We start from the raw sequence: 25,317 nt of genomic DNA, 5'->3' as shown, positions 1-25,317 counted from the left end.
GTACAGAAGAATAGCGGTTTGAGCCACGGTCGGCCCGGTGCCAGCATTGGCGTTCGTGAAGAACGTCGTCAGCTGCGAAACGTTATAAGCCATCTGGCTTGTCTCCCAAAGAAATCCCACACCCCCTGCGACCGAACGGCGCGCATGGGAGCAGCGATGGCTATAGAGCAAACGTCATACGTCGACAATAGCCGAATTTCGGCCGTACAGCATTTTTGTAACCTGTACAGCAAATTCCTATGTCGCGTTCCTTGAACCCCTCCCCGCGAAGGGGTATATGTGCGACATTCCGCTGGGCGTATCGAGCGAGCGCGCGCCCGCGCTCCCAGCGTTGGCGGACGCGAGGCTTTATATTATGTATGGCAACCCACAACGCCGCAGCGCCTCGGAGGTTCAGGACCTCCGCCGCGAAGGCGGCCGATGGCTGAAGGAAATGCGCGAGGCCGTCGGTCTCTCGCAGCGGCAGCTCGCCGCCAAGGTCGGCGCCGACTACTACACCTTCATCTCGCAGCTGGAGACCGGCCGTGGTCGTATCCCGCCCGATCGCTATCGGGACTGGGCCCGCGCTCTGGAAGTGTCGGAAAAGACGTTCGTGCGCGAGCTGCTGCGCTTCTACGATCCGATCACCTACGATATCCTGTTCAGCGAAGAGTAGTTGGTTTAGGGTGGCGGCGCCGGTGGGGGCCGGCAGTCGCTCCAGACGCGGGGAAACGTCCGTCGCATGGCCGCTCAGGTCCTTTCATTCTTTCAGCGTTCGCCGCGTCACGCCCCCGCTCCCGCGGATTGGAGCCAGCAGGAGCTGGCCGAATTCTACCGTGTCGAAAGCGCGCTGATCCGGGCCGGCATTCGCGTCGGAACCGACCGGGGCCTCAGCGACGAGAAGGACCCCTGGTTCGTCTTCTATCGCACCGACGACGGCGAGGTGGTGATCCACTTCGCGCGTATCGATGGCGAGTACCTGATCGCCGGTCCCGCCTACGAAGAGATCGCGCGCGGCTTCGATTTCTCGGCGCTGGTCCGCAACATGGTCGCGAGCCACCCGATGGTGCGGCGCTCGCAAAGCAACGACAATATCTCGATCCACCCCGCCGCCCTGCTGGTCGCCGTGGTCGGCACGGCCTTCTTCAAGACCGGCGAGGCGCGCGCGGCCGAGACCGGTGCGAGCCAAGCGCCGCAAAAGCCCGCCGCTGGGCGCCCGGCCCTCCTGTCGTCCAGCTCCGCCTCGGCGCTGAAGAACGGCGTCGCGCCGATGGCGGCCGCCAATCAGCCGGCCAGCGATTCGGTTCAGCTGCCGGCCAACCAGGCGGTGCTGATCCTGGCGGCCGCTCTATTGGCCTCTGACTATGGCGTCAGCCCCGCCAGCGTCGACTCCGTCGCCCATTCGGCGATCACGGCGGCGGCGGCGGCCCTGGATTTCGGCGGCGCGCCGCCCGCGAACACCTCAAGCGAGAACAGCCCGCCGCTGAATGGCTCCGCCCATGCGGTCACGTTCGACAACTCGCCAGAGCATATGGTGTCGTCCACACTGGCGCTTGTTGCTCTGCTAAGCGCGCGTCCAGTTCTCGATGTCGCCGCGTCGCATGACGACGTTCAGCCGCTCGCCAGCGTCATTCATCAAGAGTTGGCGACCTTCAGCCCCGTCGCGCGCTTGCCCACCGACCCGGCCAATTGGTCGCTGGACCTGCGCCTGATCCCCGGCGCCCTGCCAACGGTCGAGGCCGTGCAGCTGGTGCGGGGCATCGTCGGCGACATCAACGCGCAGAAAATCTCGGTCATCGAGGTGAGCCAGTTGCCTGACGTGCTGGCGGACCTTATCGCGCGCGGCGGTCACTATACGACGGCGCCGGCCCCCGCGCAGGGGCAAACGGTCGCGGCCGATCCAGTTCCCACCTCTTCCGCCCATGATGGCGAGCCCCATGATACTGGCGCGACGAGCGTCGCGGCTCCGGACACCGGCAACGTCGCCAAGCCCGCAACGGTCGGATCGACGGACATCGTCGCCTCCAAGCCAGGCTTGACATCCGCGCCGGCGCCGGCGCCGGCGCCGGCGCCCGCGCCGGTTTATGCCTCGGTGGATCTGGCCAAGCAGTTCGTCGACTACTTCGTCAGCCATACCGATCACATCAGCATCATGATGCAAGGTCAGAAGGTGGTCATGTACGACGAGCGCGTGTTGCACGACGCGGCCTCGGTCGATCACGTGACCAGCATCAATTTCGACTTCATCGACGGCAGCGCGATCAGCCTCATCGGCGCGCAATCGGCCTTCCTGCACGGCGGGAATCTGGTCTAGACCGGGCGTCGGGCGCCTGAAGCACCCGACGTAACCGGATCGAAAGAGCGCGCCCCTCGGGGCGCGGTCGGGAAGGACTATTTTGAGACCCGCACGCTTGGACTTGGCGATCGCTTCCGCCATGCGCGTTCCCGGCGTCGCGCCGGTCGTCGAGGTCGCACCGCCCTCCCCGCCCCCGTCTTCGCCGCCGCCTCGCCGCCGTTTCGCGCTGGCCCGCCGTCTGCTGGCGCCGGTGCTTTCGCCGGTGGCGCATTATGTCCGTCGCTATCTCCAGGCCACCGTCGAGCACGAGCTTCGCCAGACCCAGGCCCAGCTGGGCGCGCTGGCCGGCGAGCTGGCGTCGGTTCAGACCCGCCTGGACCACACGCAGGGCCTGCTGCAGCAGTCGCACGCGCTGCTGCATCAGGTCATCGGCCGACACGACCAGGACGCCGCGGCGATGCGCGCGCTTTCGGCGCATCTGACGCGCCTGGAATCGCCTCTGGCGCGCATCGAGACCCGGGGCGTCGATCTTTCGGACAATCTGGCCCGCCTGCCGGGCCTGTTCGGCCCGCGCTTCGACGAGCTGGAAATCAAGCTGCGGCCGCTGATCGCCTATGACGACGAGTCGATGGCCATCCGGATGCGCGACGGCTACGTGCTGGCGCCGCGCGCCCTGCCGACCTTCGTGGCCATGCTGGCCAACGCCACCAGCAAGGGTCTGGAACCCGGCACCAGCGACGTGCTGCGCCGCCTCGTCCAGCCCGGCATGACCGTCGCCGACGTCGGCGCCAATATCGGCCTGCTGACCCTGGTTCTGGCCTGGGCGGCCGGACCGACGGGCAAGGTCTTCGCCTTCGAGCCCGAGGGCGTGCCGCGCGCCAATCTCGAGAAAATGAAGCACCTGAACGGCCTGGCCTGGGTCGAGGTGCGCGACCAGGCGGTGGGCGAGAAGCCGGGCCGCCTGACCTTCCACGTCAGCGACATCATCGGCCACAGCTCGCTCTACGCCTTGCCCGACGCGGAAGAGGCCCACACGGTCGAGGTCGAGGTGGTGCGTCTTGACGACATCGCTCCGGCCAAGCGCATGGACGTGGTCAAGATCGACGTCGAAGGCGCGGAGCTGGATGTCCTGGCGGGCATGAAGGGCCTGATCGCCAAGAACCCGGACCTGGCCATCGTCGCCGAGTTCGGCCCAGAGCACCTGAAGCGCGTCGGCCAGACCCCGCCCCAGTGGTTCAAGGCCTTCGCCGACGCCGGCTTCAAGGCCTACCTTATCGACGAGGCGACCGGCGCGGCCGAGCCGACCAACGCCAAGACCGCCGCCAAGGTGGTCTCGGCCAACATCGCCTTCGTGCGGGCCGGCGGCGACGCCGAACGCCGCCTGTTGCGGCGCTAGGACGTAAGACGATGAGAATCTGCTGGGTCACGCCGCTTTCGCTGCGTTCCTCGATCGGTCGGGTCAGCGCCGGGGTCACGCGGGAGTTGGCCGCGCGCGGTCACGCCGTCCAGATCTTGCGTTGCGAGGACCAGGACGACGCCGCCGAGGCGCTGCACGCGACCGCCCTGCCCGTCCATCATTGGCGCGGCTACGATCTCTCGCGCCTGCGGACCGAGTTCGACGTCGTGGTGGTCAATATCGGCGACAACTACCTCTTTCACGGCGGGGTCTTCGCGATCCTGGACGCCGCGCCGTGCCTCGGGATCTTCCACGACTTCTATCTCTACAACCTGTTCTCGGGCTGGCTCTATTACAACGGCCTCGACTATCGTCGGCATGACGCCGAGATCGTCGCGACCTATGGCCCGGAGGCGGAGACGCACGCGGTCGCCGTGCGCTCGGGCCAGATGCCGGACATGGGCGAGATCGCCCGCCACGTGCCGATGACCGAATGGCTGGCCGCGCGCTGCGAAGCCGCCTTGGCCCATGCCAACTTCTACGCCGCGCGCCTGGAAGCCGCCTGTCCGGGGCCCGTCGAGGTGACGCCTCTGTGCTGCCCCGACCGCGCGACCCCGCCGGGGCCGCCCAAGGCCAAGGGCCCGCTGACCGTGACCACGGTTGGGGTGATGAACCCCAACAAGCGGGTCGCCGACGTGATCCGCGCCCTGGGCGGGTCGGAAACCCTGAAGGCCTGCGTCTACCGCCTGGTCGGCCCGATCCTGGACGAGGAGCGCGCCCGGCTGGAGGCCGTCGCCGCCGAGGTCGGCTTCGAGAACCTGGTCATCGAGGGCCCGGTCGACGACAAGACCCTGGACCAGCGCCTCGACGAGGCCGACATCATCTGCGCCCTGCGCAAGCCGGTTTTGGAAGGCGCCTCGGGGTCGGCCTGCGAGGGGATGCTCAGCGGCCGCCCGACCATCGTGCCCCGCGCCGGCTTCTACGGCGAACTGCCCGACGACTTGGTCTTCAAGATCGACGGCGAGATCGTGATCGACGAACTCCGCGCCGTGCTCGAGCGCCTGGTCGGCGACCAGACCTTGCGGCGCGAGACCGGCAAGGCCGCTCGCGCCTGGGCGCTGAAGACCCTGAACGCCGCGCGCTACGCCGAGACCATCGAGCGGCTGGCGGAGGTCCAGATCACCAGCCGCCCCCTGCTCTCGGTCGGCCGACGGATCGGCGGGGAGCTGAACGCCATGGGCCTGTCCGCCGGCGACCCGGCCGCCAGCCGCATCGCCGCGACCTTGCAAAAGCTGTTCGCGCCGCTCGAGGGTTAAGCGCTCTTGCTCAGCGGCGCGCAGTAGTCGTCGAGGAAGGCCTGGTGCGGCGGCAGCCGGGCCACCGCCCTGGCGATATTGGCCTTCAGGTCGTCCAGCGCCTGCTTTAGCTGAGCCGGCGGCATCAACCGCCCCATGCCATGATGACCGCGCGGCTCCAGCCGCTGGCCCAGCATGACCTGCAGCCAGGAGTCGACCTGGAACAGCTCGCCCGGCGCCTGGAACAGGTGGCCGCTTTCGCGGAACAGGGCGATGCGCTGGGCCAGGCTGTCGGGGATCTCCATCTCGCGCACGCGGTCCCAGAACGGGCTGTCGGTCCGTTCGGTCAGCTTGTAGTGCAGGATGATGAAGTCGCGGATCTTCTCCAGCTCGTCATCGGCCAGGCGGTTGTAGCGCTCGACCACGGCGGGGCTGATCCCGTCGAACGGGAACAGCTGCATCAGCCGGCTGATCCCGATCATGATCATGTGGATCGAGGTGGACTCCAGAGGCTCGACGAAGCCGCTGGCCAGACCCAGCGCCACGACGTTCTGATCCCAGGTCTTGCGCCGCTTGCCGGTGCGGTAGCGGATCAGGCGCGGCGGGATCAGGGTCTCACCCTCGATCTCGGCCGCCAGCATCGCCTGGGCCTCGTCGTCGCTCATGTGGTCGCTGCAATAGACAAGGCCGTTGCCAACCCGGTGCTGCAACGGGATCTTCCAGCGCCAGCCGGCCCGGTGCGCGATGGCGCGGGTATAGGGAACGGCGGGGCCGATCGAACGGGTTTGGACGGCCAGGGCGCTGTTGGTTGGCAGCCAATGGCTCCAATCCTCGTATCCGGCCTTCAAGGTCTGCTCGATCAGCAGACCCCGGAAGCCAGTGCAATCGATGAACAGGTCGCCCTCGACGACGGCGCCGGACTCCATGACCAGCGCCTCGACATGGCCATCGGCGCCGCGCTGGCGAACGCTGGCGATCTTGCCCTCGACGCGGCGCGCGCCGGCCGCCTCGGCCATGCGGCGCAGGAACTGGCCGTAGAGGCCGGCGTCGAGGTGGTAGGCGTAGTTCAGCCGGGGGTCGTCGCCGGCGGAAAACCGTTCCTGCTCGGCCGCCCGCAGCTCCAGGCAGTAGTCCCCCAGATCGCCGCCAAAGCCCCCCGCCCGCGCCTCGAGCCAGAAGTGATGGAAGCCGCCCATCCAGGTGGATTTGCCGACCTGGCCGAACGAGTGGATGTAGCGATCGCCGACCTGGCCCCAGTTTTCGAACAGGATGCCCAGCTTGAAGGTGGCCTGGGTGGCGCGCATGAACGCCGCCTCGTCGATCCCCAGCAGGGCGTTGAAGGTGCGCGCCGTGGGGATGGTCGACTCCCCGACGCCGACCGTGCCGATGTCCTCGGACTCGACCAGGGTGATGTCCAGCAAAGGGCCGAGCTGCCGTGACAGAGCGGCGGCGGCCATCCAGCCGGCCGTGCCGCCGCCGGCGATCACCACCTTGCGAACGGGCGGCTGATTCATGGCGTCTTCCTCAGCGATTGAGACGGTCGAGCAGGACGGCGCGCAGGCGACGGGCCCGCGAGGCGTCCAGCGGGGCGAGCGGACCGCGCGCGGCTTCCGGCAGGTGGGCGGCGGCGCGGTCGGCCGGGCCGAAGAGATAGTAGTCGAACAGCGCCTTCCAGCCCCGCTTTTCGAAGTCGGGACGGTCGCGCAGGCTGAGCAGGCCGTGCAGCAGCGTGTTGGCCGGCGTGTCGGCGAAGTCCGGCGCGACGTTCCACCAGTAGTTCACCAGCACGTTGAACGGCGCCAACGCCTCGACCTGATGCCACCACAGGGCCGGATAGACCAGCACGTCGCCCGCCTCCAGCTCGGCGACCTGGGCGACGGCGAGGGCCTCGCGAAAGCCAGGGTGAGCGTCGAAATCCGGTTCATCGAAGTCGACCATGCTGACCACCTGGCCGCCTGGCGTGGGGTCCAGCGGCCCCGGATAGAGATTGGCGACCTGATCGGGCGGGAACAGGGTGAAGCGCCGCCGGCCCACCGCGCAGACGGCGATATTGTTGGACATGTCGTAGTGGGCGGCCGCGACCGTGCGGTTGCCGATCCAGATCCCGGCCAACGGCGGCTGCGGTCCGAACACCTCGGCGCCCAGACCCAGGTCGTTCTCGGCCTTCAGGCTCGGGAAATAGGCGTCGAGATCGGCCGAACCGACATAGATCGACGGCGCGTCGTCCCGCCCCTCGACCGCCTCGAGGCGACACAGGAAGTCCTCCAGCGGCGCGCGCTCGGCCTTGAAGTTCAGGCCCGTGCGGCCCTCGTCGTAGAAGAAGCGCCCCTTGATCGCCGGATCGCCCAGATACCCAACGACCCGGCCGCCCCGGTCGTGGGCGCGGATATGGTCGCGGGCCGCCTGGGCGCTCTTCAGCCCCGCCTGGACCAAGGGCCAGTCGCGGACGAGGCCCTTGAAGACCATCGGCGTCTGCCCCGCCAGGATGGCGTCGAACGGGATCTCGGCCGGCGTCGCGACCGTGGTCTCCAGCGTCCGGCGTGGCGTCGGGGCCGTCATGCCAGCAGCGCTCGGCGGCGGTTCTTGCGGGCGATCAGGTCCTCGATATTGCCCATCGACGCGATTACCGCCCAGGCGGCGCGCAGCAAACCCGACTGGTGCAGCCGTTCGAGGTCGGAGCCGGTCACGGCCGCCAGGCGATCGGGCGCCAGGGTGAAGACGTCCGGCAGCTCATAAATCTTGTGATCGTCCAGCTTGATCTCGATATCGACCGGTTCGATCAGGCCTAGCTCATCGAAGGCGGCGAACATCGGGCCCGTCACCTCCAGCCCCTCGTGAATCACGCCCAGGGTGCGGTTGATGTCCTGGAGATAGGGCGCGGCGCCGCCGGCCGGCAGGAACAGGCGCTCCCCCTCGCTGTGGCTGACGCGCGGATGGTCGAGGTCGACATGGATCATCGGGCGAGGCTGGCCGCCCCGCGCGTCGTGCTGAAGGGCGATCGAGAACGGCCCACGCCGCTGCGCCGCCGGGATGTAGCGGGCGTTCCAGCCGGTCTCGTCCAGGAAGAGGTTCTCGTCGCGGTCCAGGCCCAGCAGGGCCACGGCCTGGTAGGCGCCGGCCGGGTCCTTGCGGATCAGGATCGGATATTCGCGCTGCGCGGCCTCGAACTCGGTCGGCAGCAGCAGGGCCTGGTTGATCGCGTCGCCGAACGCCACGCCGTGACCCACGATCACGCGCAGGTCGGCGTGGTCGACATTGTTCAGCAGCACTCGGTTCATCGGCTCGCACTCACTTCAAGCCCCGCACTTCAAAGGAAGACGGGGGCCGCCGCAAGCGCGACGGCCTCCAAGTCCTTGTTTCCAGACGTTCCGAACTAGAAGCGGTAGCGGGCCCCAAGCAGGAAGCGCCGATCCAGTTCCTGAGCGAACCACAGCTCGTTTTCATCGCGAGCATAGGTGCGCAGGTGTTCGTTGGTCAGGTTGATGCCTTCGAAGGACAGCGACAGCTTGGGCGTGACATCGTAGCTGACGCTGAAGTCCACCTGGCCGAAGGGCTCCACATTGACGGGATTGCGCCCGCCGCCGCGGTTGGTGGCTTGAAGGAACCGATCACGCCAGTTGTAGGCCACGCGGGCCGACAGCCCGTGCTTGTCGTAAATCAAGGTGGCGTTGGCGGTGTCCGACAGGCCCAGCAGCGCGAACTGGTCCTCGTTCGGATTGGCGGCGTTGTCGAAGCCGACATCGCCGCTGACCTTGGTATAGGCTCCCGCGACGCCGAAGCCCGTGTCGCCGAAGAAGTGCTGCGCGGCGATTTCGAAGCCGTGGATCTTGCCGGTCTTGTTGTTGATCGGCTTGGAGACCTGGAAGTTGTAAAGCGGGTCGCTGCTGTTGGGCGTGATGTCGATCGCGGCGAGGATTTGGTCCGCGTAGGTCTGATCGAGGTCGCCGCCGGCGATGCGGTGGGCCTGATACTGGGCCGTCGCCGCCGCCACCGAGCCGGTCTGCTGGATCAGCGCCGTCATGGTGAACAGGTTGACGTCGGTCTGGCTGGCGCCGATGCCGGACAGGGCGTTCTTGGCCGCTTCCGACCGGCTGCCCGGCCCCGCCGCGCTGGCGTCACGTAGGCCGAACAGGTTCTGCATCTGCGTGCCGGTGCCGACGAAGTTGGTCACCTGCTTGTCGAAGAAGCCGATCGAGATGTAGCTGCTGGGCTTGTAGTACCACTCCAGCGAAACATCGAAGTTGTCCGAGATCAGCGGAGCGAGGCCGGGGTTGCCGCTCGCGCCCAGCGGGATGCCGCCGTTGGCGGTCGGGCGGTTCGGGTTTCCAGGGATCGAGGCCGAGGCGAACAGGTTGCCATACTCAGGACGCGCGATGGTGCGGCTGAACGAGAAGCGGCCGGTCAAGTTGTCACGAAGGTCGATGCGGAAGTCCATCGACGGCAACAAGTTATGGTAGCTGCCCTTGCCGGACACCGGCTGATAGGTGTTGCCGGCAATGACGCTGAAGTCGTTGTCGGCCGTCCAGATGATGTTGCTGGGCACGCGGACCAGCGAGGTCGACTTGGTTTTGGTGGTCTCGTATCGGACGCCGGTGACCAGTTCGGTCGGCATGCCCGCCAGTTCGGCCTTCCAGGTGACCTGGGCGTAGGCTGCGGCGATGTCTTCCTTGACCCGATTGTCGTCTTGACCGGTGACCTGGACGGGGTTGACCGCCTTATAGACCGGCGACAGGGCGTTGTAGAGGTCAAGGGCGTTGGCGCGGAACGACACCAGACCCGGGCCGCTCTGCTTGGGATTGAAGTCGTCGAACTGACAGGCCAGGCAGAACTGCTTGACCAGGCTGCCCGCGTATTTCTGGACGTCGCCGGGCGCCGAAATGCCCCAGGTGCCAAGGTCTTGCTGGGTCTGGATGTTGGTCTGGATCATCTTCGACGTGCGGTAGTCGACCCCGAAATCGAAGCGGCTGCCCTTGTCGTCCAGGTCCCAACGGCCGTCGAGGCGGATTTCCTTGACGTCCTGGCGCTGGCGCTCGGCCCAGGTGCGCGCCACCTGGCTGCCGAGGTCGCCGATGTCCAGCTTGCCGTTGCCGTTGCCGCGCGGCGCGGCGTCGTTGATCGTGAACGTCTGGACCGGGATCTCGCCGCTATAGTCGACCTGGTGCGAGGCGATGATCGGCGCCCCGATGGCGACGGCGGTCGAGCTGGCGCCGTTCGAGGCGTCGGGCCGGCTATCGGCCTTCGAGATGTGGCCGTCCAGGGTCAGCTTGAACTTGTCGGTGACGTCCCAATCGGCGTTCAGGCCGATCGACTTCAGCGTGTCCTTCGTCGCCCGATATTGCTGTTCGAAGCCCATGTCCTTGGTGCCGCTCAGCGTTTCCTGGGTCAGCAGGGCGGTGGCGACGACGGGATTGGTGTCGAAGACGACCTTGTCGAACGGGCGGTTGAACCAGTTGGAGCTGTCGTTGCGACGCTCGAACTGCTTGTTCTGAGCGTAGAGGCCGTCCAGCGTGACCTTGAAGTTCTCCACCGGGCGGTACTGCACCGAGGCCTGACCGTTGATCCGCTCGCGCTCGCCTTGGGCGAAGTGATAGCGGCTGTCGTTCGGGATCGCGACCAGAGTGTTGGGATTGCTCGGCGCGTTAACGATCTGGGTCGCGCCGCCGGCGCGGACGAAGCCGTTGGCCGGGTCGTTGAACTGGGCGAACGTGCGCATGTTCCAGTCGTTCGAGGTGGCCGAACGGCTGGTGAAGTCACGCTTCTGGTAGCTGCCGAACAGGGTGACGCCGAAGGTCTCGTTGTCATTGACCCAGTTGACCAGACCCGAGGCCTCCGGCGTGATCTTGCTGCCGAAGTCGTCGACCTTCTTGTCCATGCTGGTGTCATAGGCGCCCTTGACGCCGATGCTGCCGGTCAGGCCGGGCTTGGCGTTGTCCAGAGGGCGACGGGTCTTGACGTTGATCGTGGCGCCGATACCGCCCGACGGCACGGCCGCGCGGCCGGTCTTGTAGACCTCCAGCGTTGTGACGCCTTCAGAGGCCAGGTTGGAGAAGTCGAAGGAGCGGCTGGTGCCGGCCGCGCTATCCGAGGACTGATCGCCGCCGACCGCGGCGACCTTCGCTGTGGGCATCGAGCGGCCGTTCAGGGTCACCAGGTTGAAGCTGGGTCCGAAGCCCCGGACCGTGACCTGCGAGCCTTCGCCATTGGTCCGGTCGATCGACACGCCGGTGATCCGCTGCAGCGATTCCGCCAGGTTGGTGTCCGGGAACTTGCCCATGTCCTCGGCGGAGATCGCGTCGACCACGCCGCTGTTGTCGCGCTTGATCGCGATGGACCGCTCCAGCGACGCCCGGATGCCGGTGATGATGACCTGGTCGACAGTGTTTTGATTGTCCTGCGCCTGTTGTGCGAACGCCGGCGTGGCGAGCACGGCCGCCGTGATGGCGACGCAAGAGGCAGACGCGTGCAAGCGACGAAGCCGCTTCATAGCCGTTCCCCCTAAAAAGCCCCTGCGGGGCGATGTTATTGTTACGGACCGGAATTAGCTCCGGCCCCTCTTCCCGTTCTCGACCCGTGATCAACCAGGGCACGAGAGACCAGTTAGCGGTAACATCGGTATTGATCTGTCGCAACGGCAAAATGACAGCGCTGACAATCTTTTTCAAGCCGATTTACGTCCATTTTTATGACAAATGAACGCCGTTCGCCGATCTGCTTCCGGAGGCAAAGGGGCGCCGAAGCTCGGCCCCACGCGCGGCGATTGAGTTACATTTCGCGAACGGATCGGCTTTCAGGCCGCGGCTAAGAACGAATTCGGCTTAGATCCGGGCGGACGACGGCCGTCAGAAGCGCAGTTGGACGAACAGCACCGCCAGGTCGACGGCGTGGCCGCCAAGCCGTCGCACGGCCTCGCCCGCCGACTGATGGGCCAGCTGCCCTTGAATCTTGAGGTTGCGCGTGGCCTGCCAGGTCGCGTCGAGCACCGCCGCGTCGCCGACCGCCTTGGCGTGATCGTTCCCCACCGGCGCCAGGGCCGCGCTGGGCTGCAGATAGATGGCGTCCTCGCCGGTCTCGCGGCGACGGATCATGTAGCTGGCCTCCAGCGTCAGGTCCTTGCGGGGCGAGAGGCCCAGGCTGGGCCGCAGGGCCACCAGGTTGCTCCAGCTGGTCAGGCTGGTCTCGTTGAAATAGGCCCCCTTGGGGAACAGGGGATTGAAGGTCTCCAGCCGCCCGTCATTGGGGTTACGGTCTCCCGAGCCGACGTCGAGGCGCAGGCCCAGACGCGGCCTCCACGGCGCGGCCAGCGTATAGCCGCCGGCGACCGAGCCGCCCCAGGCGCGAATGGTCCGGCCGGCGAAGCGCCCGCCCTGGACCATGGCCTCGGTATCGTAGTCGAACGGCCCGCGCGTCCCGGCCAGGCGCGCGCCCAGCGAGGTCCGGCGCTCGTCGCCGGTCACGGCCCCGAACTTCACCCCGTCGCGATCCAGTTCCAGGACGTAGAGGTCCAGACTGGCGTGGGGCGACAGACGCGCCTGACCATAGAGCCCGTAAAATCGCTGGGCGCGATTACGGGTGTCGTTGAAGGCGCCTTGCTGGATCAGGACAGGCTCCAGATAGAAGGCGTCCAGCTTCAGCGGCCCCGCCTCGCGGGTGATCCGCGCGCCATCGAAGCTCTGGCGGATGTTGGGCGCCTCGCGCACGGCGATGAAGCGCTGGGTGGCGTTGAACGACAGCTCCTGGCGGCCCAGGCGCACGCGCCACCCGTCGGCGGGCTTGAGGTCGACGAACAGCACCTGGGCGTCGAGACCGTCGCGATCGGTGGACGATGGCGGATCCTTCTTGCCGATGTCGCGGTGCACGCCCAGCTCGCCATAGACGCGGACGGCGTCGCCCAGATGCAGATCGGCGCTCAGCAGCAAGCGGGTCAGGGCGAAGGTGTCGGCCTGCTCGCCGCCCAGGCCAAAGCGCGGGGCGTCGATCGAGTCGACCCGCAGCCGGGCCTCGCCGCCTAGCGACATATAGCCCGCGTCGCCGATCGGGATGTAGCGTAGAGCGTCCAGACCGGTCTTGTCCGGGACCTTGGCCAGATAGCCGTAGTCCTCGTCCGAGCGGATCAGCTTGAAAGGCGGCGCCTCGGCCGCGTGGGCGGCGCCGGCCATCGCCAGGCCGACCAGCGCGCCGGCCAGGCCTTTTCGAAGGTCAGCCATGACGGCCATCCCGCGCGGCGCGCGCCAGGTCGAAAGGAATCAGGGTCAGCAGGGTCGCGAAGACCGCCAGGACCGCGATGGCCACGGCCCAAAAGCCAAGGGCGACAAACCCCAGGCCGCCGCCGATGGCCCCCAAGGCGAAGGCCGCGACCGGCGGCAGCATCTTGCCCACCCGGGCCTTGGCCTCGGCGCTGGGTCCGTGCAGCAGGTCGACGACGTCGATGACGATCTGGGTGACGTTCCCGGTCATCACCGTGGTCGGCGACATGTGCGAGAACAACAGCCGCGCGGCGGCGTTCTGCACGGCCATGGCCACCACGCCGATCATGCCGGTCAGGATCGCGGCCGGCTGATCGCCGTTCCGGAACGGTCCCAGGAGCAGGCCGGCGGCCATGAACGCCATCAGCAGCATGGCCTGGCCAAACAGGACATAGCCCATGGCGAGCCGCGGATTGTCCCGGCCTCGGCGGATCAGAAGGCTCGTGACGGCGACCGCCGTGATGAACACCGGCAAGGCCAGCAGCTTGGCGACGATCCCCGAGTGGTGGGTGACGATCGCCGCGCCGATCAGCACGAAGTTGCCGGTGACATGGGCGGTGAACAGGCCAAACAGGCCCACGAACCCCACAGTGTCGATGAAGCCGGCGGTGAAGGCCGCCAGGACGGCGGTGCGACCGTCGCCAGGCGGCCGGGGCGAGACGGGGGTCGTGTTCATGCGCCGCGCTCCCGACGGTCCAGCAGGGCGACCAGCACGAACCCGCCGATCAGGCCGACATGTTCGAAGAAGGCGTTGGTCGCCATGAAGCGGTCGTGGCCCGCGGGCATCGACCAGAAGGCGTTGGCGGTGATCGCCGCCAACAGGGTGAAGACCCCGAGCATCCCCGCCCCCAGCCAAAGCCAGCGGCGCGTCAGGATCAGCAGCGGGCCGAGGATCTCGACGGCGATGGTCAGCGCGGCCCAAAAGGCCGGCGGGGTCATGCCGAAGTGGGCCTGCTCGGCCGTCGCGCCCTGGAAGTCGGTGATCTTGACCACCGCGCCCAGCAGATAGGCGCCGACCAGGGCCAAGCGGGCCAGCGGCGCCGTCGCGGGCCAGTCCAGGATCGCGTCGACGAAGCGCGGATTGCGTCGGGCGGCGATCATGGTCACACCGCCCAGCAGCCGCAGCCCATCACGCCCCAGAACGAGCGCGCGTCGGCGGTCGGGGCCTCCCGGCCCAGCGCGGCGGCGTGGTCGTGGCCGTGAACGTTACAGGCGTTGGCGCAGCCGCAGGCCGAGGCCAGGGCGCGGGCGTGGCCCCGCGAACGCTCCTGATAGCCGCCGAAGGTCCGCACCGGCGACCAGTCGGGCATCGGCGGCGGCAGGACCGGCGCCAGCTTGGTGAAGTCGCCCTCGCCATGGACCACCTTGCCGCCCAGCAGGGTCAGCACCGACGACAGGTGCGGGATCTCGTCCTCGGGCACGGTCATGTAGTCGTCGCTGAGCACCGCCAGGTCGGCCAGCTGGCCGACGGCGATCTGGCCCTTTTTGCCTTCCTCGTTCGAGAACCAGGTGTTGGCCGTGGTCCACAGGCGCAGGGCCTCCTCGCGGTCGACGCGATTGGCCGGGGGATAGAGGCGCGTACCGCCGACAGTCTTGCCGGTCACCAGCCAGTTCAGCGAGACCCACGGATTGTAGCTGGCCACCCGCGTGGCGTCGGTGCCCGCGCCGACCGGGATCCCGGCCTTCAGCATCTTGGCGATCGGCGGCGTGGCCTCGGCGGCCTTGGCCCCGTAGCGCTCCATGAAGTACTCGCCCTGATAGGCCATGCGGTGCTGCACGGCGATGCCGCCGCCCAGGGCCGCGATGCGGTCGATATTGCGGTCGCTGATGGTCTCGGCGTGGTCGAAGAACCAGTGCAGGCCGTCGAACGGGACGTCCTTGTTGACCTTCTCATAGACGTCCAGCGCCCGGCTGATCGTCTCGTCATAGGTGGCGTGCAGACGCCAGGGCCAACGGTTCTCGGCCAACAGGCGGATCACCGGCTCAAGGTCGCTTTCCATATTGGCCGGCATCTCGGGACGCTCCACCCGGAAGTCCTCGAAGTCGGCGGCGCTGTAGACCAGCATCTCGCCCGCGCCGTTGTGGCGATAGGTGTCGTCGCCCTGGCCGGGCGTCACCTGCTTGGACCACGTTTGGAAGTCCGACAGCTCTTCCTTCGGCTTCTGGGTGAAGAGGTTGTAGCTGATCCGCAGAGTCAGTTCGTCATCGGCGTGCAGCTTCTCGATGATCGCGTAGTCGTCTGGATAGTTCTGGAAGCCGCCGCCGGCGTCGATCACGCCGGTCACGCCCAGGCGGTTCATTTCCCGCATGAAGTGGCGCGTGGAATTGAGCTGGTATTCCGGCGGCAGCTTCGGCCCCTTGGCCAGGGTCGCGTAGAGGATGGTCGCGTTCGGCTGGGCCAGCAGCAGGCCCGTCGGGTTGCCGGCCGCGTCGCGGACGATCTCGCCGCCCGGCGGATTGGGCGTGTCCTTGGTGTAGCCGACGGCGCGCAGGGCCGCGGCGTTCAGCAGGGCGCGGTCGTAGAGATGCAGGATGAAGACCGGCGTCTCGGGCGCGGCGGCGTTCAGCTCCTCCAGGGTCGGCAGGCGCTTCTCGACGAACTGATGCTCGGTGAAGCCGCCGACCACGCGCACCCACTGGGGCGGCGGAGTGTTGGCGGCCTGCTTCTTCAGCATGGCCATGGCGTCGGCCAGGGTCGGCACGCCGTCCCAGCGCAGCTCCATGTTGTAGTTCAGCCCACCTCGGATGATGTGCATGTGGCTGTCGATCAGCCCCGGGATCACCCGGCGGCCCTTCAGGTCGATGATCGTCGGGTTCGGACCGGCGGCGGCGCGGACCTCGCCCTCCTCGCCCACGGCGGCGAACCTGCCGTCGCGGATCAGGGCGGCGGCGGCGCGCGGGTTGCCCCGGTCAAGGGTGGTGATCTTGCCGTTGACGAGCAGCAGGTCGGTCATGGCGGGTCTCTCTGGCGGGAGGGAAAAGGGATGGATCAGGCCTGGGGATCGGAGGAGCCCGCCGGGCAACCGGCGCGCTCGGGCGGAGCGGCGCGGGCCTCGACCGGCGGCCGGGTGATCAGGCTCTTGGCGACGGGGACGATCCGCTCGCCCAGCAACATGCCCAAGAGGCCCAGCAGGGCGATGGCGGGCGGCGCGGGCGAGCGCACGCCCAGCAGCGCATAGATGACGCCAACCATGAGGCCGACGGCCAGGGACAGCAGGTACGGCTTCATGGCGGCGCTCCTCTTGAAGGGATCAGGCGGCGTGACTTTCGGAAGCGCCGAACATGGTCTTGGCGTAGGTGATGCCCAGGCCATAGGCGCCGCCGAACTGGCGAGCGACGCCGGTCGTCAGGTCATAGGTCTCGCCGCGCGCCCAGTCGCGTTGCAGCTCCAGCAGGTATTGCAGCGAGGTCATCGGCTGGGCGCCGGCCTGCACCATGCGGGTCACCGCGCGCTCGTGGGCCTCGGTCGAGACGTCGCCGCAGGCGTCGGTGATGACATAGACCTCGAAGCCTTGGTCGAGCGCCGACAGCGCCGGGCCGACGATGCAGACGCTGGTCCACAGACCCGCCAGCACGATGCGCTTCTTGCCTATGGCGTTGACCTCGGCGATCACCGCCTGGTCTTCCCAGGTGTTCATCGAGGTGCGGTCCAGCAGGGTCTTGCCGGGGAAGGCGTCGGTGACTTCCGAGAACATCGGACCCGAGAAGCTCTTTTCGGCGACGGTCGTCAGGATGGTCGAGACGCCGAATCCGGCGGCGCCGTTGGCGACAAGGGCGGCGTTGGTGCGCAGCAGGCTGGCGTCGATCGACTTGGTGGCGAAGGCCATTTGCGACTGGAAGTCGATCATGATCAGGGTGTGATCGGTCGGCTCCAGCAAGCGGGCGCCGGGGGTCGCGGTGGCTTGGAGGGTCATGGTCGAGGTCCTTCTCTGATCGGGTGGAGGACCGCTTCCCGGTCGCCCCGTCGTTGCTGACAGGGAGACTTTGACCGTGACACCGAACCGCATAAATGGAAATGATAGAAATCCATCGTTTCCAAAAATGATATCGACATGCGTGCGCGGGCCGACCCCGCCCGACCGGCGGCGCAAGGATTGATCTTGCCATGGCAAACACCTGAAGCGCGTCAGGGATCTTGGCCCTGACGCGCTCCGACGGCGGCGCGCAAATCCTTGCTGGCTGACGCGGCGCTCTCCGCGCCGTCAACAGGCTTCAGTTCGGGGCGGGAGCCTTCAGCTTGCCGCCGACGAGGGCCTTGAAGGTCTCGAGCGGACACAGGGTCGGCTGTCCCTTCACCGCGCAGCCCGGGATCGGGAAATAGGCGTAGGCAGGCGGGTTGGCGGCGGTCAGGGGCTGCAATTCGCGCAGCTGATCCATGGTCTGTGCCGTGTAGAAGGCCCGCACATAGGCCTTGCCGTCGCCGCCCTTCAGCAGTTCGAAGCCCATCGCGCCGCCGGGCGGCGGATCGTCCTGGGGATAGTCGGCGGCGGTGAAGTGCGCGTTCAGAAAACCGCGCAGGGCGGCGATATTGGTGTCGTGGCCGGTCAGCAGGGTTAGCTTGGCGCCGGTTCCGGACGCGCCGTCCAGCGCGGCCAGGATCTCCTTGGCGATCGGCGCGGCGTAGCGCTGGGCGATATAGGGCGCGCCAACCTCGTAGTGGAACTTCACGACGTGGAAGCGCAACATCGCCTGGATGTCGGCCTTGGAGGCGCGGCCCCAGCCGACCTCGGCCATCGGCTTGCCCTCGACATATTCCAGAAGGATCGTCTGGCCGGCCGTCGAGGCCACCGACAGCGCGCCCTCCAGGTTGGGCGTGTCGTTCTGGGCGGCGGTCAGCCGCGACGGCTTGTCGGCGACGCCGCAGCCGGCCTTGGTCGCCGGATCGCAGCCCAGGACACGCTGCAGCACCGCGAAGTCCTTGGCGTGGATCCGGGCCTCGGCCGCCACGCCGGGCTTCTGACGCAGGGCGGCCTTCAGCGCGATGTCGCCGTCGATGCCCTCGGCCGGGTGGAAGATCGGATCGTCCGCCTCGCTGTCGGGATGGGCGACCTTGAGGCCGCAGCCGGGCTGCAGCGTCTCGGCGAAGGCCTCGGCGGTCTTGATGGCCCGCGACTTGCCGCTAGCCCAAGACACGATATCGCCGGGCGCGGCGCAGCCGTCACGCGGCAACAGCCCGCGCGCGCCCAGGAAGGTGCGGTAATAGGCGCCCATCAGCCGCGCGCCGGCCGCGCCGTGCGGGGTCAGCTCGCCATAGGGCGTGGTCCAGGCGCCCCAGGGCTGGGCGGTCGTCCCGGCGGGCGTGGCCACGGCCTTGGTCGGCGGGCGCACGCTGTGGCGCATCACCAGAACCATCCGCTCCAGCTTCAGGCCGTCGGTCGGATCGCCCCTGTCGGCCGCCTGGGCCGAGCCCGCCGCCAGAAACGCCGCCGCCACCAGCGCGCTCCGAAACCTCGCCATGATCCCGTCTCCCCAAGTCTCGGGACAGGCTCTAGGCGAGATCGGCGACGCGACCATGACAGCGGACGTCCGGGGGCGGACCAAGCGCCGGCCGTTATTTGCCGGAGACGGCCTTCAGGTCGGCGTCGACCTTGGCGATGGCCTCGTCGGTGATCTTGCCCTGGGCGTAGGGCTGCAGCTGACGCAGGCTCATCGCCTTGAACTGGTCGAAGGCCGGGTGCGTCGAGATCGACGGCATGTCCTTGTCCAGCACCGCCTTGGCGGCCGGATTGGCGACCACCGTCTCCAGCGGAGTGTCGGCCGAGAAGGCCGGCGCGGCGGCGGCGGCGGGCGCGGTGGCCGGCGCGGGCGTCGCGTTCTGGGCCAGGGCGGGGCCCGCCGCCAGCAAGGTCAGGGCCAAGGCCGTCACGATACGCATCTTCGAAATCTCCCCGCTTTCGGTCCGGCTGGACCGTGTTCGGCGGCGACGATTCCGCGCCCGCCCGATCCCGTCAAGCTTGCTTGCGCGGCGAGACGCTCGACGACCTGACCTTCGCCGACTATAGCTGCCACAGGCTTCAGGCGGGCGTGGCGGAACTGGTAGACGCAACGGACTTAAAATCCGTCAGCCGCAAGGCTATGCCGGTTCGATTCCGGCCGCCCGCACCAGCCGTCCCGACCCGTGTTCGGGTTCTATCCGTCCCCCTCCAACGGGACGCGTCGGACAGGTTTCCCGCCATGGGGGAATCGACCGCGCCAAATGGAATAGGCGTTTCTAGACGCCTCGACTCCGCCCAAGATAACGCCGGTCGCGCATGATGGAGGCCGCCGTCGCGCGCGACCTTCCTTCTCCGCGGTGCGTTCGAGTGAGTGAGCATGGCCGAAGACAAGAGTCCCGATCCCGTCGATATCCACGTGGGCCGGCGTCTGCGTATGCGGCGCAAGGATCTTGGCTATTCGCAGCAAGCCCTCGCCGACGCCCTGGGACTGACGTTCCAGCAGGTGCAGAAGTACGAGGGCGGCGCCAACCGGATCAGCGCTTCGAAGCTGCACGCCACGGCCATGTTCCTGAAGACGCCGATCGGCTTTTTCTTCGAGGGCCTGGACGATCCGGAGGAAGCCGACACCACCGCCGCCGAGCTGGCCAACGAGATGGCCCGCTTCTGGCAGGCGCCGGGCGGCCCGGAGCTGGCCCGCGCCTATGTGGCGATCGCCTCCTCGGGGATGCGCAAGCACCTGGTCGACCTGGCCCGCGCCATCGCCGAGGACGAGTAAGCGCGGGCTCTACTTAGCCTCGGTCGCCAAGAGCTCGATGTTGTTGGCGCCGGCCTCGGTCAGGGCGGTGATCAGCTCGGCGACGGCCGCGTCCAGCTCCTCGGAGTCGCGGCCACGCAACACCAGATTGGCGCCATAGACGTCCGGCGGGCTGAAGAACGGATAGCTGCCCAGCGACATGGCCGGGTGCGCCTTGGCCACCGCCTCCAACGGCGCGGCGATTACGCCCTCGCCGGTGCCGGTGACCCGCACCGTCTTGCTCAGAACCACCGCGCCCGTGCGCAGGCGCGGCCCGACATCCTCCAACATGCCGCGCATGATCGCGGGCACGCCGGCCAGGACGAAGACGTTCTCCTTCTGGAAGCCGGGCGGACCCTGGACCGGGTTCTTCACCAGGCTGCCGCCCTCTGGCACGTGGGCCATGCGGCGGCGGGCGGCGTTAGGCTCGCCCCAGCGCTCGCGCAGCATGGCCATGATCTCGGGATGCTCGGGCGCGGTGACGCCGAAGGCCTTGGCGATCGAGTCGGCGGTGATGTCGTCGTGAGTGGGGCCGATGCCGCCGGTGGTGATGACGTAGTCGTACTTGGTCCGCAGGGCGTTGACCGCGTCGATGATCTCCTGCTCGACATCGGGCACGACGCGCGCCTCGCAAAGATCGACGCCGTAGGTGGCCAGGTAGCGGGCGATGGCGGCCAGGTTGGTGTCCTGGGTGCGGCCAGAGAGAATCTCATCACCGATGATCATCACGGCGGCGGTCACGCGTTCGCTGGTGGTCATCGGCTGGATCCCTTATTGGCCCCGATCGTCAATGCTCTCGACTTAGGCCTCGCATGAAGCTCCCGCAACCGCTGATCCACGGCCGGCTGGTCAGCCGCTACAAGCGCTTCTTCGCCGACCTCGTGCTGGACGACGGGCGGGAGATCACCGCCCACTGTCCGAACCCCGGCGCGATGCTGGGCGTCAAGGCGCCCGGCCAGGGCGCCTGGGTGTCGTGGTCGGACGATCCCAAGCGCAAGCTGGCCTACACCCTGCAGATGGTCGAGCAGGGCGACGCGCTGGTCGGCATCAACACCCTGCTGCCCAACAGGCTGGTCGCCGAGGCCCTGGCGGAGGACCTGATCCCCGAACTCTCGGGCTACGCGACGATCAGGCCCGAGGTGAAGTTCGCGGAAGCCAGCCGCGTCGACTTCCTGCTGACCCATCCCGATCGCCCGCCGTGCTGGCTGGAGGTCAAGAACTGCCACTTCTCGCGAACGCCGGGCCTGGCCGAATTTCCCGACTGCAAGGCCGAGCGTTCGACGCGCCACCTCGGCGACCTCGCGGCGCAGGTCGCGCATGGGGATCGGGCCGTCGTGCTGTTCGTCGTCCAGCGCGAGGATTGCGACGCGTTCCAGGCCTGCGCCGACCTCGACCCGGCCTTCGCGCGGGGCCTCGACGCGGCGGCGAAGGCGGGGGTGGAGGTGCTGGTCTATGACTGCGCGATGGGCATGGAGACCGTCCGCGTGGCGCGACGGATCGCGTGGCGGGGCTCCGTTGCCGGCAATTAATTTGCAATCCCGGCGAGCCCCCGCCAACCTCGGCGCGACTTGAACGGGGGCGGCGATGAAAGCTCTGGCGACGATCTCGGCGACGGTGATCGCTCTTTCGGCCATGCCTGCGGCGGCCTCGGATGGCGGGGGCCCGCTGACCGCCCTTCGCGTGGGCGCGACCTTCGAGGTCTGCCGCGAGAAGGTGAAGGCCGCGTATGCCGGCCCGCGCAAGACCGTCAATGTCGAGCAGTTCAAGACCGACGCCCATGTCGACGCCAACGGCGACCGCGTGGTGCGCTACACGGGCTTCACCGAGGAGCCTGGCCAGCCGCGCGTCTCGATCGCCGGCGCGTGCCACGTCCGTCGGGACGGGCCCAGCACGGTCGAGATCGGCAAGCCCGGCTGAGCGCGGTTCACCTAACAGCGAATTAAGCTGCAATCGCCGCCATCTCGGTTACCCCTTTCGAGCTCGCGAACCGAGGGGACCGCGCATGGGGAAGAGCGTGCTGGCCGTCGTCGTCCTGGCGCTGTGCGTCTCGGCGTGCGGGCGGACCGATCCCAACAAGCCCGAGAACGGCCTGATGACCGGCCTGCGCGCCATCTTCGCGTTCAAGGCCTGCACCGGCGAGCTTCGGGACCGCTTTGGGCTGAAGACGGTGTCCGGGGTCTCGTCCGGCGACATGGATCCCGTCGCGGTTGGCCGTCCGGGCGAATGGGACGTCAAGTTCACCGCCGACGTCACCGAGAAGGAAAGCGGCCGGGTCACCCGCTACAAGGGCGTCTGCCACGTGCGGCGCGACAAGCCCACGACCCTGGAGGCCCAGTTCCTCAAGGAGATCCGCCCCGCCACGGACACGGTGCGGCGGATCAACCCTTAGGCCCACTCTTCGCGCCCCACTCTTCGCGCCAAGGGTTGAAATCCGTGCTAGAGTGTCGAGATACGACCCTTCACAGACCTATTCGCCGCGCGTCGCGGCGGCGGCGCCCGAGTTGAGCATGACCTTGGACAATACCCTCGAGATCGAAGCCGAGACCCGCACGGGCCAGATCAAGATCCACAAGGCCGAGGACTTCGAGGGCATGCGCAAGGCCGGCAAGCTGGCCGCCGAGTGCCTGGACATGCTGATCCCGCACGTTCAGCCGGGCGTCTCATCCGACGAGCTGGACCGCCTGGCCCGCGAATTCATCCTGGACCACAAGGCCCTGCCCGCCTGCCTCTATTATCGCGGCTATCCCAAGACGGTCTGCATCTCGCGCAATCACGTGGTCTGCCACGGCATTCCGGGCGACTGGACCCTGCGCGAGGGCGACATCGTCAATATCGACGTGACCGTGATCGTCGACGGCTGGCACGGCGACACCTCGCGCATGTACGGCGTCGGCGAAGTGGGCCCGCGCGCCCGTCGCCTGGTCGAGATCACCTACGAGGGCATGAAGCGCGGCCTCGACGCCGTGAAGCCGGGCGCGACCCTGGGCGACATCGGCCACGCCATCCAGTCCTATGTCGAGGCGCAGCGCTGCTCGGTCGTGCGCGACTTTTGCGGCCACGGCCTGGGCAAGGTGTTCCACGACGCGCCGAACATCCTGCACTTTGGCCGCCCCGGCCAGGGCGCGGTGCTGAAGCCGGGCATGTTCTTCACCGTCGAGCCGATGGTGAACCTGGGCAAGCCCGCCGTGAAGGTGCTGAACGACGGCTGGACCGCCGTGACCCGCGACAAGTCGCTGTCGGCACAGTGCGAGCACTCGATCGGCGTCACCGAGGACGGCTACGAGATCTTCACCGGCTCGCCGGCCGGCCTGTTCCAGCCGCCGATCCTGGGTGGCTGACCGGGGGCTGGATGCGGCCGCAACGCCAAAGGGCATCCAAAACGTCTAGACAACTCTAAAGCGATAACGCCTACTGCTCGTCCAGAGTCGAGGGCGTGATGGTCAGCGTTTCATCCTTGATGATCTCCGATGTCGCGGCGGACGAGGCGCTCGCGCCCATCAAGACCGCGCGCAAGTCGGCCCATGCCCATCATCTGGGCCACCGCGAGCGGCTGCGGGCGCGCGCCAAGGCCGGCGGTCTGGTGGCCCTGCCCGACTACGAGCTTCTGGAGCTCTTTCTGTTCCGCGCGATCCCGCGCGGCGACGTCAAACCGCTGGCCAAGAGGCTGCTGACCCGGTTCGGCTCGTTCGGCGGGGTGCTGGGCGCGTCGATCGAGGAGCTGTGCACGGTCTCCGGCATCGGCGAAGCCGCCGCCATGGACATCAAGCTGCTGCACGAGGCCACGCTGCGCGCCGGCCGCGACAAGATCGTCAAACGCCCGGTGATCAGCTCCTGGAGCGCCCTGCTCGGCTATGTCCGCGTGGCCCTGGCCAACGAGTCGCGCGAGCAGTTCCGCGTCTTGTTCCTCGACAAGAAGAACCAGCTGATCGCCGACGAGGTGATGAACCGCGGCACGGTCGACCACGCCCCGGTCTATCCGCGCGAGGTGATGCGGCGAGCGCTGGAGCTGTCGTCCAGCAATATCATCCTGGTCCACAACCATCCCACTCAACCTATTTCCATCACGCTCGATCACGCTCCTAACCGTTGAATCACTTGAACTTTTAGGCTTGTCGTAGCGCAGGACGTTGTGGCATATTGGGGTCGGTTTTGAGGGGGATCGATCGCCCTTGTGACCCCAGTCGCCGACCCCTGCTAGCCGTCTGGCGACCCCACTTGAAAGCCAATGGGAGAGCCCAGTGCCAAGCCTTACCGATGGAGAAATTCGCCGCGCGCTGAAGCAGGTGGAGCAGACCGGCAAACAGCTAAGCCTGGTCGATGGCGAAGGACATGGCACCGGTCGCCTTGTCCTGGTCATGAAGCCCATGCCCACGCGCGTCACCGCCGATTGGATGGCGCAGCAGTGGCGCGATCAGAAGCGCTTCAAGAAGAAACTGGGCTCATACCCATCCATGTCGCTCAGCAAAGCGCGCGAAGTTTTCACACGCGATTTCGCCGACATGATCCAGAAGGGCCGCAGCATCAAGATCGCCGGCGACACGCGTCCCGGCACCGTGGCCGATCTCTTCGAAGCCTATGTCGCTCACCTGAAGGCATCCGAAAAGTCATCTTGGAAAGAGGCTGAGAAAGGCCTCAACAAGATCGCCGACACCCTCGGCCGCAATCGGCCCGCTCGCGACATCGAGCCCGACGAAATCACCGATCTCATCCGACCGATCTATGACCGCGGTAAGCGCTCCATGGCAGATCACGTCCGCAGTTACATCCGATCCGCATATAGCTGGGGTCTGAAATCGGAACACGACTACCGCAACGCGTCGCAGCGGCGTTTCCGGCTGGTCTACAATCCCGCCGCCGGCATCCCCACAGAGCCCAAGAAAGTCGGCACTCGCTGGCTTGATGAAGAAGAATTCCTACGCCTGTACCGTTGGCTTGAATGTCCGGACGCGCCCGTGCATCCGCCTTACACACGGGCCGTTCGCATTCTCATGCTCACGGGGCAGCGCGTGGAGGAAATCGCCCGCCTGCATGTCGATCAGTGGGACGCGAAGGAGCGGATCATCGACTGGTCAAAGACCAAGAATGGCAAGCCACACGCCATTCCGGTCCCGGAAGTGGCGGCGGAGTTAATCGAATCGATCAAGCCCAACGCACACGGCTGGTTTTTCCCCTCCGCGACCGACCCAACCAAGCCCGTCAGCCACGGCACGCTGTACTCTTTCATGTGGCGTCAGCGCGAGCGCGAGGTGATCCCTGTCGTGACCAACCGCGATCTGCGCAGAACCTGGAAGACGCTCGCAGGTCAGGCCGGCCTCTCCAAAGAAATTCGCGACCGCATACAGAACCACACGCTCCAGGATGTCAGTTCGAAGAGTGTAC

At 67.4% G+C, this 25,317-nt stretch carries 24 protein-coding genes and 1 tRNA gene; 12 read left to right on the top strand and 13 right to left on the bottom strand.

The features are described 5' to 3' along the window. Positions 1-355: 355 nt before the first annotated feature. From OR37_RS19665 to OR37_RS19650, 4 genes are all read left to right on the top strand, one after another. Complete coding sequence (locus OR37_RS19665; RefSeq protein ID WP_004624362.1) at positions 356-655, top strand: helix-turn-helix domain-containing protein; 300 nt, start codon at positions 356-358, stop codon at positions 653-655. Between the two features lie 66 nt (positions 656-721). After that, positions 722-2,293 (top strand): hypothetical protein, encoded by a 1,572-nt coding sequence (locus tag OR37_RS19660; protein ID WP_004624359.1) that lies wholly within the window; start codon positions 722-724, stop codon positions 2,291-2,293. 82 nt (positions 2,294-2,375) lie between these two features. Continuing rightward, positions 2,376-3,671 (top strand): FkbM family methyltransferase, encoded by a 1,296-nt coding sequence (locus OR37_RS19655; RefSeq protein ID WP_081613003.1) that lies wholly within the window; start codon positions 2,376-2,378, stop codon positions 3,669-3,671. 11 nt (positions 3,672-3,682) lie between these two features. After that, entirely contained in the window at positions 3,683-4,987 is a 1,305-nt protein-coding gene (locus OR37_RS19650; protein ID WP_004624356.1) for a glycosyltransferase family 4 protein, read from the top strand. Here the strand turns inward: OR37_RS19650 and OR37_RS19645 are convergent. The 12 genes from OR37_RS19645 to OR37_RS19590 form a co-directional block, all read right to left on the bottom strand. Further along, the gene (locus OR37_RS19645; RefSeq protein ID WP_004624353.1) at positions 4,984-6,480 is read right to left on the bottom strand and encodes a tryptophan halogenase family protein; all 1,497 of its coding nucleotides are present in this window, start codon (positions 6,478-6,480) and stop codon (positions 4,984-4,986) included. The genes OR37_RS19650 and OR37_RS19645 overlap by 4 nt on opposite strands. A gap of 10 nt (positions 6,481-6,490) precedes the next feature. Then, on the bottom strand, positions 6,491-7,525 hold the full coding sequence (locus tag OR37_RS19640; RefSeq protein ID WP_004624350.1) for a cupin-like domain-containing protein: 1,035 nt from the start codon (positions 7,523-7,525) through the stop codon (positions 6,491-6,493). Further along, the gene (locus OR37_RS19635) at positions 7,522-8,244 is read right to left on the bottom strand and encodes a SapC family protein (protein WP_004624348.1); all 723 of its coding nucleotides are present in this window, start codon (positions 8,242-8,244) and stop codon (positions 7,522-7,524) included. Before OR37_RS19635 ends, OR37_RS19640 begins: the two co-directional genes overlap by 4 nt. A 95-nt stretch (positions 8,245-8,339) precedes the next feature. Next, entirely contained in the window at positions 8,340-11,450 is a 3,111-nt protein-coding gene (locus OR37_RS19630) for a TonB-dependent receptor (RefSeq protein WP_004624346.1), read from the bottom strand. Positions 11,451-11,805: 355 nt separating this feature from the next. Next, positions 11,806-13,170 (bottom strand): alginate export family protein, encoded by a 1,365-nt coding sequence (locus OR37_RS19625; protein ID WP_004624344.1) that lies wholly within the window; start codon positions 13,168-13,170, stop codon positions 11,806-11,808. Then, positions 13,163-13,885 carry a YoaK family protein gene (locus OR37_RS19620; RefSeq protein WP_004624342.1) on the bottom strand — a complete coding sequence of 241 codons (723 nt, stop codon included), beginning with the start codon at positions 13,883-13,885 and terminating at the stop codon, positions 13,163-13,165. Before OR37_RS19620 ends, OR37_RS19625 begins: the two co-directional genes overlap by 8 nt. Continuing rightward, positions 13,882-14,310: a DoxX family protein gene (locus OR37_RS19615; RefSeq protein ID WP_004624341.1), complete on the bottom strand. Its 429-nt coding sequence runs from the start codon at positions 14,308-14,310 to the stop codon at positions 13,882-13,884. Before OR37_RS19615 ends, OR37_RS19620 begins: the two co-directional genes overlap by 4 nt. Positions 14,311-14,312: 2 nt before the next feature. After that, positions 14,313-16,163 carry an amidohydrolase gene (locus OR37_RS19610; protein WP_004624339.1) on the bottom strand — a complete coding sequence of 617 codons (1,851 nt, stop codon included), beginning with the start codon at positions 16,161-16,163 and terminating at the stop codon, positions 14,313-14,315. A 35-nt stretch (positions 16,164-16,198) separates the two neighbouring features. Continuing rightward, positions 16,199-16,438: a DUF1427 family protein gene (locus OR37_RS19605; RefSeq protein ID WP_004624338.1), complete on the bottom strand. Its 240-nt coding sequence runs from the start codon at positions 16,436-16,438 to the stop codon at positions 16,199-16,201. Positions 16,439-16,460: 22 nt separating this feature from the next. After that, positions 16,461-17,123, bottom strand: coding sequence for a hydrolase (locus tag OR37_RS19600; RefSeq protein ID WP_004624335.1), 663 nt, complete (start codon positions 17,121-17,123; stop codon positions 16,461-16,463). Between the two features lie 298 nt (positions 17,124-17,421). Next, the gene (locus OR37_RS19595) at positions 17,422-18,666 is read right to left on the bottom strand and encodes a histidine-type phosphatase (RefSeq protein WP_004624334.1); all 1,245 of its coding nucleotides are present in this window, start codon (positions 18,664-18,666) and stop codon (positions 17,422-17,424) included. Positions 18,667-18,760: 94 nt separating this feature from the next. Continuing rightward, the gene (locus tag OR37_RS19590) at positions 18,761-19,084 is read right to left on the bottom strand and encodes a hypothetical protein (RefSeq protein WP_004624332.1); all 324 of its coding nucleotides are present in this window, start codon (positions 19,082-19,084) and stop codon (positions 18,761-18,763) included. 143 nt (positions 19,085-19,227) lie between these two features. On the opposite strand from OR37_RS19590, the gene OR37_RS19585 reads away from it, so the two are divergent. Next, positions 19,228-19,314: transfer RNA gene (locus tag OR37_RS19585), tRNA-Leu, on the top strand. Positions 19,315-19,521: 207 nt separating this feature from the next. Then, on the top strand, positions 19,522-19,920 hold the full coding sequence (locus OR37_RS19580; RefSeq protein ID WP_004624330.1) for a helix-turn-helix domain-containing protein: 399 nt from the start codon (positions 19,522-19,524) through the stop codon (positions 19,918-19,920). Between the two features lie 9 nt (positions 19,921-19,929). Here the strand turns inward: OR37_RS19580 and OR37_RS19575 are convergent, their stop codons facing one another. Then, on the bottom strand, positions 19,930-20,697 hold the full coding sequence (locus OR37_RS19575) for a competence/damage-inducible protein A (protein ID WP_004624329.1): 768 nt from the start codon (positions 20,695-20,697) through the stop codon (positions 19,930-19,932). Positions 20,698-20,750: 53 nt separating this feature from the next. Between OR37_RS19575 and sfsA the strand changes: the two genes are divergently transcribed. From sfsA to OR37_RS19545, 6 genes are all read left to right on the top strand, one after another. After that, positions 20,751-21,467, top strand: a complete 717-nt coding sequence (gene sfsA / locus OR37_RS19570) for a DNA/RNA nuclease SfsA (protein WP_004624326.1) — start codon at positions 20,751-20,753, stop codon at positions 21,465-21,467. Positions 21,468-21,522: 55 nt separating this feature from the next. Further along, on the top strand, positions 21,523-21,855 hold the full coding sequence (locus OR37_RS19565; RefSeq protein WP_004624325.1) for a hypothetical protein: 333 nt from the start codon (positions 21,523-21,525) through the stop codon (positions 21,853-21,855). An 85-nt stretch (positions 21,856-21,940) separates the two neighbouring features. Then, positions 21,941-22,327, top strand: a complete 387-nt coding sequence (locus tag OR37_RS19560; RefSeq protein WP_004624322.1) for a hypothetical protein — start codon at positions 21,941-21,943, stop codon at positions 22,325-22,327. Between the two features lie 118 nt (positions 22,328-22,445). Next, positions 22,446-23,276 carry a type I methionyl aminopeptidase gene (gene map / locus OR37_RS19555; protein WP_004624319.1) on the top strand — a complete coding sequence of 277 codons (831 nt, stop codon included), beginning with the start codon at positions 22,446-22,448 and terminating at the stop codon, positions 23,274-23,276. A 98-nt stretch (positions 23,277-23,374) separates the two neighbouring features. Continuing rightward, on the top strand, positions 23,375-24,028 hold the full coding sequence (locus tag OR37_RS19550) for a JAB domain-containing protein (protein ID WP_004624317.1): 654 nt from the start codon (positions 23,375-23,377) through the stop codon (positions 24,026-24,028). A gap of 148 nt (positions 24,029-24,176) precedes the next feature. Beyond that, on the top strand, positions 24,177-25,317 hold a 1,141-nt coding region (locus tag OR37_RS19545), incomplete at its 3' end, for a tyrosine-type recombinase/integrase (protein ID WP_004624316.1).

The sequence above is a fragment of the Caulobacter vibrioides OR37 genome (assembly GCF_000372645.1).
Lineage (GTDB): Bacteria > Pseudomonadota > Alphaproteobacteria > Caulobacterales > Caulobacteraceae > Caulobacter > Caulobacter vibrioides_E.
This window is presented reverse-complemented; position numbering and strand designations above follow the sequence as displayed.